Consider the following 14197-nt stretch of genomic DNA (forward strand, 5'->3'; position numbering starts at 1 on the left):
TTTAACCTTTTATTCAAAACTTATTTTCTCGCTGGAATCCCCTTTTTCCAGCTTTGAAAGAATAGCCTGAAGTTGCTGGAAGTAAAAATTCTTTGCTGCTAAATTAACTTTTATTTGGTTTTGCAATCTTAGTAGTTCATTATCAACAAATTTAATTGAATTGATTAAATCAACAGCTTCCTTCGGAAGCTTTTCAATTTCGTACTTCTTTCCGTTAATAATAACTTCGGCCATCCTCGAATCCTCCTTGCTAAAAATTCTAACTAATTCTAAAATCACTGATAGAATATGTCAAGCTAAATACCAAGTATTCTGGTCTGGGAGGAATAGTAGTGAAAGCCCTTATTGCCGGATACGATCTTGAACTTAAATTTCAACGGGGAATAGGATACTTTTCACGATCGTTGGTTACTGCCCTTTACGAACTTGGCTACGAAGTCCACCTTTTAACCTCAGCCAAATACGATAAAAACAGAACTATCTATACTCTTAATGTTCTTAAAAAGCTTACAGGAACACTTCAAGAAAGTTTTAAGAGGAAATTACTACCTTTTAAAGTTCTTGAGATAATACTAAAACAAAAGTGGATAGGAGATTTTATTCCTTTTAACCCAAATATGTACGATTTTGATTTTGATATAAACCTTACCCATTTTAAGTTCGTTAAAGGATTTGTAAATATACCGCACTTTTACGATTATACACACATCAACGATTACCTCCCATTTAATAGATCTTTAAAACTAACCCTCCCTACCGACTATTCACTTTTTATATCCATTTCTCCGATGAACGTTGTAGCTCCTTACCCTACAGTACAGGTTATCCATGACTTGATACCTTTAAAGTCAACCTTTATTCCTGATAATCCCAAAATTTTCCTCAAAAGGCTCAAAACCGCACTTGAAAAATCAAAATTAGTCCTGTGTGTAAGTGAATTTTCCCGCCGAGAATGCCTTGAGGTATTCCCTGAATATGAAGAAAAACTTGTTACCATCTATCAGCCTGCACCCATCTACGAAGAAGAGAAAAAACTTGCGCTCAATGAAGACGTACAAAACTCCTTACTCCAAATACTCAATTTGAAAAAAGGAAGCTTTTTATTCTACGTCGGCGTTCTTGAAAAGAGAAAAAACATTAAACGCTTAATTGAAGCGTTCCTTTCAGTATACAACAAAATCAAAATTCCTCTGGTCCTGGCTGGACCTCTAGGATTTGGAAGCGACGAATTCAAGCAGTATCTTGAGAACAAAAAGTACAAGAATAAAGTAATCTACCTCGGATACGTAGGTAACATTGAAAAACTGGTACTTATGAAAACTTCAAGGGCTTTTGTTTTCCCTTCCCTTAAAGAAGGTTTCGGGCTTCCAGTTTTAGAGGCAATGGCCCTCGGCACTCCGGTTCTAACTTCAAGCGTTTCATCACTACCCGAAGTCTGCGGAAGTGCTGCACTTTACGTAAATCCTCTCAAAGTTTCAGAAATTGCTGAGGGTCTAGTTGAAATAACAACTAACGAGACTCTCAACTCAAAACTTTCTCTTGCAGGAATGGAAAGAGCTAAAATGTTTTCTTTTAAAAACTTTAAAGAAAAATTAATAAAAGCTATTCAGAGCGTATAGGAACATAATGAGAACTAAAACTTCTACCTCTTTAGAGGAAGAAAGAAAGTTTATTCTCTTGACTAAGATGGCCTTCTTTCTATGCGCAAGTTTTGAGGTTGAATGCCCCCAAATTTTGGACAGCCTGAACACATAAAATTGAACGCAAGGGGGCAGAGATGAAGAAGAGATTTACCATCGACCAGATTGTCCGCATCCTTGCAGAAGCAGAACTACCCGGTTCATCTGTCTAGAAAGTAGCAAGAAAATATGGCATATCCCCCAATACCATCTACAGCTGGAGAAGCAAACACAAAGGACTTTCGGCATCAGAAGCCAAGCGGCTTAAAGTATTGGAAGAAGAAAACGCAAGGCTCAAAAGACTCTTAGCTGAAAACGAATTGAAAATTCAGGCTCTCACAGAGATCATTAAAAAAAACCTCTAACCAAGGAAGGGCTTAAAGACATAGTAAAGGAACTCAAGCGGCTTGGAGTACCAGTTACAGTTGCCTGCAAAAGACTGGGAATTAGCCGCTTCACTTACTACTACTGTAGTAAGGACAAAAGCGAAGACCTCAAAGAAGCCATCATGGAGATAGCTTACAAACATCCCAGTTTCGGTTACAGGAGGATTAGAGCCGTTTTAAGACATCAAGGATTCAAGGTAAATCACAAAAAGGTGTATAGGCTTTACAGAGAACTGAACCTTCAAAAGTCGGTAAAAAGGAAGGGATACAGGAAGAGAGCTTTTTACCGACAACCTCCTGTGGCCGAGTACCCCAATCACGTATGGAGCCTGGACATAATAGAAGACAGGACAGAAAAGGAAATTAGAATCAGGATACTTAACGTCATAGACGTTTACTCCCGTTATGTCTTCATTCCTCTGGTAGACAGGAGCATTCAAACACCTTGAAAAACTTATTTCCATCCACAGAGCACCAAAAGTAATTATCAGAGATGACGGTAGCGAATTTAGGTCAGAGGAGTTTAGAAAAGTTGTTAAAAAGTACAGAATAGAGGAGATAGTGATACCTGCTGGAGAGTCTTTCAAGAACGGTTATGTAGAGAGTTTTCACAGTCATCTCAGGGAAGAACTTCTTTCTTTTGAGTTTTTTGAAGATATTGAAGATGCCCGGAGGAAAGTAGTTGAGTGGGTTGAGTGATACAACTATGAAAGGCCTCATTCTTCACTCGTTTATTTATCACCGTCAAAGGTGTTCTATGGAAAGGAGAGAGGTTTATATTTTTGGGTGTTCAAAAAAATGGGGGCATATCATTCATGTGTCCACCCTTCTTTAGGTTTAAGGTTTGAAATTTTTACACACTTGGGTGGACACTCCCTTCTCACATAGCCTAACTATTTGTTTTAGCTAAGTTTATCCTTTTCAATCTGGGAGTTTTATTCTTTATTTGGATGATTTTTCAAACACTCTCCGTATATTAGAAATACTTTGTCGTCTCATGTCCCTACAACGTCGTACTCCTCTCTCTCTTACCCTCTCTCCTCTTTTTTACGTTCACCATTAGGTCTTCAACTATATCTCCTACTATAGTTCCATTTTGTTGGCAAGTTCTCCCCACTGTTTGTTCATACGTTTTACTTCGTTTTTCATCTCGTCTTTGAAAATCTTCTCTCATTCGATGAACACCTTACAAGCCATGGTACATCCAAAACCCAAAAGGTAAAAGATAGAATTGAACTTTTCTATAACAGGATTGAAAAATACCAAGATATTTATTATTGAGACTTCTAAAGCAACTCCAAAGAAAATCTTAAATCACTTTTAGCCATTCTGCAGAATTAACACCTAAACTCCAAAAAAAAAAACGGGCAGGAAGCTCCTGCCCATCAACTAATTCAATTCAGTAAAACCTTCAACTACATTTAAACAAGAGTAATATATCCGCTTACCAAAGATGCTTGATCAATGCTCGAACAGTCAGAAATTCCATCTAAAGTTCCTATCAAATTAAGCTCATTAGAGTCAATATCTCCCCCCGCATCCTGATCTCCATTGAAGTAATAAACCCGAGTATCCGTTCCGTTATCAATAAGAATTATAGTTTTATCATCGTTATCATAATTACCATCTGCGTTTGCATCAGTAACTGTAATTGCATTATCAATTTTAGTAACCACATCTGACCAATCAGCTGCTGCATTATCTGTTACACAGATCACTTCATAAGCCTCTGCTGCTTTCGTAGATCCCTGAGCAGCAGTAGTAATATCAATTCCACTTGATGTATTACCATGTACTACAAAGTTCGTATTGTCAAAGAGCAGCTTATCCGTTCCTGCTACATAGTCATAAATTACATCCTGACCATCTGTCGTGTTTTCAAACTTGACTTTATCTGCATCTCCATCGTTTGAACCCAAATAGATTTTATCATTCCCTGCTCCACCAGTAATTGTGTCACCTCCATCGCCACCGTAGATTGTATCGTTTCCAGTTCCACCATCTATCGTGTCAGCTCCAGCCCCACCTTTAACAGTGTCATTTCCACCACCAGCATCGATTGTCATTCCCGTGTTGTTAGCAACAATGTAGTCTGCTTGGCTAGTTCCAACAAAGCTTGTAATTCCGTTTGTATCTATAGTCCAGGACTTCTCAACTACCTTCTGGTGAGTATTTGTAGCATCTTCATCACCATCAGCATCGTAAAGCTTAATCTCTAAAGAATCTACTGTCTTATCATCAGCAGATGAATTAGTGTCTGTACCATAAATCGTAATCTGACTACTGGAGAAGTTAGCTACTACCCCATTATCAGTACCTAGGTCTGTTCCATCAGGAGCATATTGGAGATCCATTCCACTAAGGTCAAGCTTGTTAGTTCCCTGACCAAGGTTTATTGTTGCTGTTTTAAAGTTAGCAAAGTTTCCTGGGTCAGAAAATTCAACAGTATCATTTCCGCTTCCACCGTTGATAACCAGATTGGCTACTACACCTTCTACCTTGAGGATGTTTGTCTTTCCTGTATCTGCGTTTCCAAGGTTAAGTGTGGATGTCTTATTGTCCGCTATTGGTGAGTCATTATATACATCAAACGCTCCACCACCTGTGTTTGAAGCAGTAAGATTAACAATACCCTTAGTATTGTCGTTATAAGTAGCGTTACCTGCTTTGATAATCAACGAAGCTGTTGCAGAGCCTCCTACCTCTACATCCACATCTCCCTTGGTGTTTTCAATGGTCACCGCATCATCACCAGCTGCAGCACCATAGCCATCCGTACTCTCATCAGATGCATCACCAATGGCTGTCTTCGCTGTAAGCTTTATAGTAATTCCATCTGCATCAGAGGCAGATATAAGTACGTTACTATCATCAGTATCATCATTATCATCTACAAGTATGCTTCCCTTATCAGCCTTGATTTCTACAGTTCCTAATTTTTCCGCTTGAATCACTGCAGTATCATCGTTTGTTCCTGCAGTTTGTAAGGTTACATCACCATCAGTTGCTGTAATTGTTACGCTTGAGAGTTCATCTGGAATATCAGCTTCTTCTCCACCATTATCCGTATCTCCAATCTCACCAACTATTACAGATTTACCCGTTAGTGTCACTTCTGTCAGCTTATCAGCCTTATCAATAGTTCCAATCGTTAAATCGCCTTTTGCTGTAGCTGTAAGAGTTGTTAGTTTATCTTCATCTGTAATATCTCCAGTGCTAACATCCTTTTGACCTTCAATTGTAATTGTCTGAAGCCCTGCTGTACCTCCATCTACTATATCATGAACTTGGAAGTCTTCGGACGCCTTAATTGTTAAGTTTTCTACTTTATCATTTAACACAAGTTGAGAATCCGTTGTTTCAAGGTCCACTTCTTTTGCAAATTCAAGGGTCAGATTCTTAACGTTCTCAATAGTAATGTCATCGCTGTTTGCTGTATCAGCTTTTACAACAGTATTCACTTTGATAGTAGTACTATCCTCTACATTCTTGTAAGTCACTTTTAGAATATCTACACTATTCGTTGTATTCTTCTTCGGATCAACAGTAACAGTTGATCCAGCTGTAAGATTTAAAATCGTAAGGTTAGCATTGTCTTCCTCAGCCACTAACGTTACATTCAATGCACTATCTGCATAGTTAATATCAACATTTCTATCATTATCTGCATCACCTTTAACTACTAGGTTTTCAACACCTTTCAGTACTGCTGTTGAATTTCCAGCATTTAGGTTAAGTGTTAAAGTATCTGTTCCAGCTCCAAGGTTTACCAAGTCATTTTGATCAATATCATCAATCTTCACATTATCATCTCCTTCTTCACCAAAAACATAGTTGTAACCATTATTTGTCGTTAAATCTAAAGTATCATTTCCAGCACCAAGTTTAATTGTATTCGCTTTCCCTGTAGCAGCATTGTCTGTAAATCCTATCTGGTCATCTCCACTTCCAAGAAAAACAGAAGTCCCTTCACTATTTCCTGTGACTGCATTCTGAGCAAACCCATCATTGTCCGTATCCTTTCCTGTGTAAACCGCTCCTGTAAAGCCAGACGCTTTAATAGCCTTAAATCCGTTCAGATCATCTCCAAAATCTATACTTCCATCTCCCTCAATTACTAAAGTACTAACACCAGGAACTGTCAGTGTATCCGTTGAGCTTGTCCCTGTGTTCGTTATCGTGAATGTCTCAAATCCAGAATCTACGTCAAGCTTTACATCCTTAGCATTGTCAAATGTTACATACAATGCATCATTTGTGCCTGTTAGTGTCCCTGCTTTGTAATTAACTTCTAAATCATTAGTTGTTTGTCCTTTAAACTTAAATGCTACACTCGCATCCGCAACGTTGTTCAGTGTTATCTTTCCAGTAGAGTTCACTGTCGCAAAAGTTTTTACTCCTGATATGTTCTTAAAATCTATTGTGTTATCCCCATATGACGTTACGTTAATATTTTCTACATTCTTTATAGTAACACCATCTGTAATATTTGTATTTATCTCCGCTGTTAAAGTATCATCACCGTCCCTTCCGTCAATGCTGTCCCCATCATTTAAAGTAAGTAAATCTGCCTTAAACGTATCATCAAATACACTACCTTTAATAATATCCTTGCCGGTAGTAAGAGCCACATTCTTAACTACAAGGTCTTCATCAACCTTTTTCTTAGCAGCCTCTACAGTAGCGGGGTCATCGGTAACGTTTGCTATTACTTCCTTGAAGTACTTGAGGTTTTGAAGAACTTCTTCATTAGTTTTACCGGGAACTTTTTCAACCTTTTCAGCTGTGTAATCTGATACTTCTACTTTGTTCTTAAACTGAAGCGCAGCAGCTTTAGCTTCAGGATCATTGCTGTTTTCGTATTCGTGAACGGCGTTGATTAGGTCAACCACTACCTTTGCTCTTGCTTCAGTGAGGCTCTTACCCTCCTTAAGTAAAGAGTTTAACTCGTTGAGCCAGTAGTTAACACCTTCTTGATCCTTAGCTGGATCTTTACCGAGAGTGTTCTTGTAGATTGATTCAATGAACGCTTTGTTGTCGTTCCAAGCATCACCAAAGTAATCTTTGACAATGTCAAGGGTTAGCATTACTTTGGCCGCTTCGTACTGGTTGTCATAGTGGGTAGCCCAGTACTCATTACCTTCCTTTTCAGAAGCTCTACCAAAGAGGGTTACATAGAGCTGTGATACCTGAGTTTTGGTCATTGCTATTGCTTACCTCCTCTCAATATCTTAATCCTAATTATTTCTCTGGTATAGTTATACTTTCTTATAATCCTCAAGTCAACACTTTAAATTTTACGTTCCTGATTAATCTTTGCAAGTTTGCAATCTTCTGTTTTTCTCTCACCTACCCCCCTTGAGGAGAAAACTTCTCCAATTAAGGACAATTTCACATTAATAGTATAATTTGCGTGGCAGTAGGAGTCAAGAGGATGACCGGGTATTTGAGGTTCTTTTTAGCCTATTTGGTTCTACTTTCTCATACAGGTTTTAGAGTTCACGGTATGAATCCGGGAGTTTTCGCAGTTGTAATATTTTACATACTGGCAGGTCACGTTGTAACTCACTTGCTACTTGATATTTTTTGGAAGAGAGGAAAATCTACTCTTCTATTTTACTTAGATAGAATTTTGAGGATTTACCCTCTCTACTTTTACGTAAGTCTAATAACCTTGATTTTTCTGGCGGTTACTTCTTTTGGAGGCCCAAAGTTCAGTTTGTTGAATATTGCTAATAATTTTTTAGTAATTCCCCTCAACTATTATATGTTCATACAGGATAATTTAATAATCTTAACCTCAACTAAGCCCCCTTGGTGGCTCATTCCACCGGCATGGTCACTAGGAGCAGAACTTCAGGTATACATACTACTTCCGCTCCTAATAAAAATCAGGAAACTAGGGCTATTTCTACTTTTCGGCTCTTTTATTGTGTATTCACTTGCAAATTTGAATGTTGTTCACTCAGATTACTACGGCTACAGACTTATTGTAGGAACTCTATTCATTTTTATGATAGGAAGTTTCCTACAGAAGATTGCAAACAAGAAAATTACTTCTTTAGAATTTTTCTCGTTATTTTTTATATACATAATCTGTGTCGCATGGTTTATTTACTTTGTGGTTGTTAAACATACTTACGGAGCCTATACAAGAGAAACTTTATTGGGTATTATTTTAGGTACCCCTGTTGTTTACTGGGCTATTATCAACAAAAAGAACCTTCCTTTTAATAGGTTCTTAGGTAGTCTATCTTATGGGGTTTTCCTATCACACTTTTTAAGCATATGGCTGCTGGAATATATAGGAATATCACCTAACAATCTATATTATTTACTTTTGATTACGATAATTGTAATTTTAATTTCAGTTATTGGCGTTTTCCTCATTGAAAAACCTATAGAAAAAATCAGATTTAATCTATAGCTTAATTGTAAACCTTAAAGTACTTTATAATGTTTTCTAATCTCTCAGCCAAAGAATCCCAGCTTACACACTCCAGCCACCTTTCAATAGATTTAACCTTCCTTTCCACTTCTTCTGGTTTACTGAGTAAAGAGTTTATTTTTTCGGCAATACTCCTGTAGGAAGTGTCTTTTGTAAAAAATACCACGTCAGAAACATCATCAAAGATCTCAAGCGAAGTGCAGATAACGGGTTTTTTCAAGGAAAGGCTATACCTTACTGCACTACTTGAGGATTCCTGAGTATGCTGGTAAGGATAAACTACTACATCTGCCGTTGCCAATATGTGCCTTACGTCATCTTCAGGAAGGAAATCGGTGATTAACGTAACTTCCCTCTCCAATCCTAAACGTTTTATCGTTTCCCTGCAAGTTTCAAGGTATTCTTTAGACTCAGGAACGGGGTATAGAGAATTAAGCAGTAGCAGGTGTGAATTACGGAAATGCTCTTTAACTAGATTAAATGCTTCAATAAGTTCTACTATACCTTTGTGGGGAAGTAAAAAACCAAAGGAAGCAATGATTTTTTTACCTTCTAAACCAAGCTCTTTTTTAAAAAAGCCTATTCTCTTTTCAGATAAATTCCTTAACTCTACTCCGTGAGGGAATAAAGCCACGTTTTGAATTAAACCTATGTCCTTTAAATAGTTTAAGTCGTGTAAACTGTGAACAAAAATCCTGTCTACTTTGGATAGTTCTTTTACTATCCATTTTAGTGATGCTTTAAAATCGGGTTTATTTACATCTTTAACAGAATGTAGAGTTATAAATACATTTTTATTTCTTAACTTAAGCTCTTCTATTAGTTTACCAAGATAATTAATGTCAATAAGCCCAAAGTTATACTGAATGAAAACTGTATCTATATCTTCTTTATCTATTTCCGTTAATATATCGTATATTTCTTGCTTTGCTCCGAGCTTCCACACCCTTGTAACATTATCCTCTTCCTGCATATTTATTATTTCTTCGGAAGGAACTTTATTAGAAATAATTTTGACTTTTAAATCCTCAGAAAATCTATCTAAGATAAATTTGGAATAGGAAGCTATTCCACATCTGGTATTCCAAGTACTTATCCAAGCAACGTTAACTTTTTTATTTAGGAAAACCGGAAGATTTTCTACTTCGTTAATTACATTAATTAATCTTTGAGAACAATCGCTCCATTTAAATTTTCTAAGTAAAGTTTCTTTTGCCTTCTTGATTTTTTCTTCTACCTCTTTACTCTCACGGTTTTTATATATGTACTGCATCAAATCAGCAAGATGTTCTTTAGAAGGCTCCACCCAATAGGAATTAAACAAGTTCATGTGAGTCTTAGCTTTAGTAAACTTAAAATCTATAAGCCATGAGTTTTCATCGTTGCAGAAGTAACTCTGTCCTCCATAAGCTGTAGTAATAACCGGAATTCCCAGTAGCATAGCTTCCGCCATCGGCAACCCAAAACCTTCTCCTCTCGTTGGCTGCACTAAACAGTCGCTCTTTCTATAGAGTCCTACTATATATTCATACGGAAGGTCTTCGTTAATCAACTCTATTTCGGGACAGTTAGGTTTACTTTTATATTTACCAACAAGGTCTTCAACGTTATTATGAGGATTAGGGAAAGTTTTAATAATGAGAACAACATCGTCTTTACTTGTAAAGGCAGAAGTGTAAGCTTCAAGTAAGACATCTAGACCTTTCCTTGGGAAACCTGAAGATATATGTAAGAACTTAAACTTCTTTTTCGTCTTTAGGGAAAACTCTTTAGGTTCTACATTCAATACGTGATCCACTCCGATACCTACCTCAAATACCGGAATAGATATGCCGTTATCTATCATAATCTTTTTAACGTAGGGAGACATTACGGGAAGAGCATCCAAAAATCTGTTGAAGTCTTTTAAGTATTTTTTTGGAAATTCCGACTCTTCCCAACCGTAGGAGTTCATAATATTTATTAATCCTTTCATATCGTAGACTCTAGGAGGATAAAGGTTTCTAGCTACTACATCTGCTACAACGCCTTTTTCCCCTAATTCCCACATTCTCTTTACATCCGGATTTCCACTTAAGAATTCCTCATTTGGTTCAAAGTCTCCGTAACCTTCCGTTGAGTATAACGCAACTTTGTTAGGAAAGTGATTGTCTAAGGCTTTAGCCATCTCTCTATTTACCAGGGCCAAGCTGTATGAAGAATCAAACGGCCCTTCTATCTGTACTTTAGGCTTTTCAATCAATTTTTGACTTTCAAGAATCTTTTCTTTTTTCTCTCTATTAAGTTTTAACTCTAACCATTCAAGGAATCTAAAAAATTTACTTATTACGTAAGAGTTTTCATAAAATTTAATAGCTTCCCTCTGGGTTTTAATAATTTCCCGTCTTAAAGCTCTGTTCTTAGAAAGGATAGATATTAAAGCTGCTATTTTTCTTGGATCCTTTTCCTTTAGTAAAATTCCCCCTCTGTTGAGAGTATACCTAATATTGCTTTTAGGAGAATCATAAGCTATAACAGGCAAATCAAATGCAAAAGATTCAACAATTGGAACTCCAAAACCCTCATGTTCGCTCAAACATAAAAACACATCGGAAGCTCTGTAATAAGTGTACAGATCCTCATTCGTCACTTTCCCAGTAAATACAACATCTTCCTGAAGATTATACTTATGAACTTTGGATTTTACGAATTCTTCATACTTTTTACTTGTTGTTTCTCCTACCAAAATAAGCTTTGGTGACCTATCCATTAGTTTTTTCAAAAAGTAAAGAACATCTATTAACTGATCCTGCTTTTTATTTTCTACAATTCTTCCAACAAAAAGAATATTAAAGTACTTAACTACTTCATCAAATAGTTTCTTGTTAAATGGATGCTCTTTTAATCTCTTAATATCAAATAATAATGGTATTGTGAAAACTCTATCTTTACTGAAACCAAAACTTATAAGTTCTTGTCTGTTAAGCTCCGAATCTGCAATTGCTGCTTTACAGATTTCTTTCAAGAGTTTTAACTGCTGTCTTCCTTTTATGGAATATCTGTAAAGGGGGGATTCTTTCGGAAAGAACTTTTCGGGAGTAATATTATGGTAGACAAGGATTAAATTCTCTTTAAGAGAAAGAAGCCAGTCATCAAGATCATGACCCAAAGAGTGATGGATAAAAAGTATATTCTCGCTACTACTTTTATATTCCGAATAATGCTTAACTTTTCCTCTTAACCTTTCATCAATGTGCTGAACGTATATTTCAGACCTGAACCCCAGCTCTCTTAAAAGATTTTGGATAAAAAACATACCGTTTGTTATTGCATCTCCATAAGCACTTCCGGAGTGAAATTGATGAATCTCTCTAATATCAATCATCTTTTATACCCTACAATAGCGTAGTCTAGATAGAACTTCTTCAAATCATCATCCTTTCTCTTTTTTTCCTTTAAGGGAGAAGAAAAAATAAGATTTAAATCCTTAAACCCTACCCAATTAAGGATGAAAGTAAGGGTATCTGGAGGAATAGGTTTTACGTGAGTTTCATCAATGTAAAACCTAGGAAAAGCCTCAAAATTCCAAGGGTTTAAAGTCTCTAAGATTAAAACCCCACCAGGCACGAGCTTTTCATAAGTTAAAGTTAAAAATTCCTTTAAGTAATCAGGATCAAAATGTTCTATAACTTGAAAAGCAGTTATTGCAGAGAATTGACCTTTAGCTCTCTTTAAATAGGAATTAACGTCATTATTATAGACTTCAAATCCCCGTTCTCTAAGATGAGCTATAGTGTAACGGTTTAAATCTATTCCAACTGCATTAATTCCTCTTTGACTAAGTAATTCCAGAAACTCCCCCCTTCCGCACCCGACATCAAGAACGGGATAATTCTTAGCAAGGTTTTCAGGAATGAATTTAAGATACTGTGCAAGTCTCTCCTTTATCTCACTTGAGGTTCCCCGAAAGATATTTTCAAAATTTGAGTAATAATCAAGACTTCTATCTAAATTTAAATCCCGTATCTTTACAGTAATTTTTGAAGGGATTGATTCTTCCTCCAACTTATCTTCCAGTTTTTTTAATTTTGCTCTTAGAACTAAACTGTTCCCTTTCTCTTCTATAAGTTCACTTGTAATATAGCTGATGTCCTCTTCCTGTTTGCTCTCTAAGAGTTGCACTCTCTTTTCCATAAGCTGAAAATTTCTATAGATGCTATTTTCCAAAAAGTTCATGAGTTTCATAAATTTAGGAACGGTAAAGAAGAATTTAAGAGTCTTGATAATGAAACCTAAAACGGGAACATGAGATAAGTAAGAATAAATAGCTCTCTTTCCAATTCCTAAGATCTTTACACCTTTAGCTCTACCCTCTTGAGAATACCTTAACCTTACTATTACATCTGTCCTTGTAAACTCTCCAGATCTTAACTTTCCCAGGTAATGTCTGAAACCTTCAGGATCAGGCTCTCTACCGAGTATTGCTTTATAAGCAAACTTTATAAATTCCTCATCATGGTAGTTCATAAAATCGCCAATAGTATAAGTAGAAGAAGGTGTTTCTAACTTTGAACTTTCATCAACAACCTTATCTAGTTTAGTAAGTTCTTTGGTTATTTCCTTTATTAAAACTTCTGAACTAACCTTTTTTGATTTAAATTCAAGCATTTTTTGACCTAACTAAATTTGAAACTCTCCTTAAATCCGATTCCATCATTATTCTAACAAGTTCTTTAAACTTGATTTTTGGAGACCACCCCATTTTTTCTTTCGCTTTCTTTGGATCCCCTACGAGGACATCAACCTCCGCAGGGCGATAGAATTCTGGTGACACCTCTACTATAACCTTTCCTGTATTTTTATCTATGCCTTTTGTATTTACTCCTTCTCCAGTCCATTCAAGATGGAATCCCGCTACCGCTGCAGCTTCCTCAACAAACTCTTTCACCGTATGCGTTTCTCCTGTAGCTAATACATAATCATCAGGTTCCTTTTGTTGCAACATTAGCCACATACCTTCAACGTATTCTGGAGCATAGCCCCAATCTCTCTTAGCTTCTAAATTACCAAGAATTAGTTTATCCTGGAGGCCATACTTTATCCTTGCGAGGCTGTAAGTTATCTTTCTTGTAACGAACTCCAATCCTCTTAAAGGTGATTCGTGGTTAAACAGTATTCCAGAACAGGCAAATATATTGTAGGATTCCCTATAGTTAACAGTTATCCAATGTCCAAAAAGCTTAGCTACTCCATAAGGACTCCTCGGATAAAAAGGAGTTTTTTCGTTTTGAGGTATCTGTTGAACTTTACCAAACATTTCACTCGTAGAGGCTTGATAGAACTTCACATCCGGTTTTAACGTCCTTACTGCCTCCAGCAACCTTAAAACTCCTATTGCATTGACTTCCGAAGTTAAAATCGGCTGCTCAAAAGAGGCTTTCACAAAGCTTTGGGCTGCCAGGTTATAGATTTCATCAGGTTTGACCTTATCAATTACTCTCATTACATTGGTTAACTCAAGTAAATCTAAGTAAACTATCTTTACATCATTCTCTATTCCAAGCTCTCTTAATCTCCAGTTTGAGGAATCTCCACTTCTCCTGTCTGCTCCATAAACCTCATAACCTTTTTCAAGTAAAAACTTAGCTAGATAGGCTCCATCCTGTCCCCGGATTCCCGTTATTAAAGCTCTTCTCATATCCAGC

The 14197-nt window shown here is 36.6% G+C and carries 9 protein-coding genes and 1 pseudogene; 5 read left to right on the forward strand and 5 right to left on the reverse strand.

What is annotated here, in order from left to right; genetic code table 11:
• Positions 1-9 precede the first annotated feature (9 nt).
• Positions 10-234 (reverse strand): DUF6447 family protein, encoded by a 225-nt coding sequence (locus C7457_RS07200; RefSeq protein ID WP_121171528.1) that lies wholly within the window; start codon positions 232-234, stop codon positions 10-12.
• Positions 235-332: 98 nt separating this feature from the next.
• Between C7457_RS07200 and C7457_RS07205 the strand changes: the two genes are divergently transcribed.
• The 4 genes and pseudogenes from C7457_RS07205 (at position 333) to C7457_RS08945 (ending at position 2764) form a co-directional block, all read left to right on the forward strand.
• Positions 333-1619 carry a glycosyltransferase family 4 protein gene (locus tag C7457_RS07205; protein WP_121171530.1) on the forward strand — a complete coding sequence of 429 codons (1287 nt, stop codon included), beginning with the start codon at positions 333-335 and terminating at the stop codon, positions 1617-1619.
• A 248-nt stretch (positions 1620-1867) separates the two neighbouring features.
• Positions 1868-2044: pseudogene (locus tag C7457_RS09035) on the forward strand (transposase); the annotation flags it as partial.
• Positions 2045-2124: 80 nt separating this feature from the next.
• Positions 2125-2514 (forward strand): IS3 family transposase, encoded by a 390-nt coding sequence (locus C7457_RS07215; protein WP_274540974.1) that lies wholly within the window; start codon positions 2125-2127, stop codon positions 2512-2514.
• Between the two features lie 109 nt (positions 2515-2623).
• Positions 2624-2764: an integrase core domain-containing protein gene (locus C7457_RS08945; protein ID WP_274540975.1), complete on the forward strand. Its 141-nt coding sequence runs from the start codon at positions 2624-2626 to the stop codon at positions 2762-2764.
• A 722-nt stretch (positions 2765-3486) separates the two neighbouring features.
• On the opposite strand, the gene C7457_RS07230 is transcribed toward C7457_RS08945, so the two are convergent.
• Positions 3487-7269, reverse strand: coding sequence for a DUF4214 domain-containing protein (locus tag C7457_RS07230; RefSeq protein ID WP_121171538.1), 3783 nt, complete (start codon positions 7267-7269; stop codon positions 3487-3489).
• 209 nt (positions 7270-7478) lie between these two features.
• Between C7457_RS07230 and C7457_RS07235 the strand changes: the two genes are divergently transcribed.
• On the forward strand, positions 7479-8492 hold the full coding sequence (locus C7457_RS07235; protein ID WP_170137385.1) for an acyltransferase family protein: 1014 nt from the start codon (positions 7479-7481) through the stop codon (positions 8490-8492).
• Position 8493: 1 nt separating this feature from the next.
• On the opposite strand, the gene C7457_RS07240 is transcribed toward C7457_RS07235, so the two are convergent.
• Genes C7457_RS07240 through gmd form a run of 3 tightly spaced genes read right to left on the reverse strand, consistent with a single transcriptional unit; the run spans position 8494 to position 14190 of the window.
• Positions 8494-11877, reverse strand: coding sequence for a glycosyltransferase (locus tag C7457_RS07240; protein WP_245939614.1), 3384 nt, complete (start codon positions 11875-11877; stop codon positions 8494-8496).
• Positions 11874-13160, reverse strand: coding sequence for a methyltransferase domain-containing protein (locus tag C7457_RS07245; RefSeq protein WP_121171540.1), 1287 nt, complete (start codon positions 13158-13160; stop codon positions 11874-11876). Before C7457_RS07245 ends, C7457_RS07240 begins: the two co-directional genes overlap by 4 nt.
• Positions 13153-14190: a GDP-mannose 4,6-dehydratase gene (gmd, locus tag C7457_RS07250; RefSeq protein WP_170137386.1), complete on the reverse strand. Its 1038-nt coding sequence runs from the start codon at positions 14188-14190 to the stop codon at positions 13153-13155. The genes C7457_RS07245 and gmd overlap by 8 nt, the downstream gene beginning before the upstream one ends.
• Between the last annotated feature and the right edge of the window lie 7 nt (positions 14191-14197).

The organism is Thermovibrio guaymasensis (assembly GCF_003633715.1).
Taxonomy (GTDB): Bacteria; Aquificota; Aquificia; order Desulfurobacteriales; family Desulfurobacteriaceae; genus Thermovibrio; species Thermovibrio guaymasensis.

Bases quoted from the DNA above. Each gene is read 5' to 3' on its own strand.
- C7457_RS07200 (WP_121171528.1), bottom strand. From the start codon at position 234: ATGGCCGAAGTTATTATTAACGGAAAGAAGTACGAAATTGAAAAGCTT.
- C7457_RS07230 (WP_121171538.1), bottom strand. From the start codon at position 7,269: ATGACCAAAACTCAGGTATCACAGCTCTATGTAACCCTCTTTGGTAGA.
- C7457_RS07240 (WP_245939614.1), bottom strand. From the start codon at position 11,877: ATGATTGATATTAGAGAGATTCATCAATTTCACTCCGGAAGTGCTTAT.
- C7457_RS07245 (WP_121171540.1), bottom strand. From the start codon at position 13,160: ATGCTTGAATTTAAATCAAAAAAGGTTAGTTCAGAAGTTTTAATAAAG.
- gmd (WP_170137386.1), bottom strand. From the start codon at position 14,190: ATGAGAAGAGCTTTAATAACGGGAATCCGGGGACAGGATGGAGCCTAT.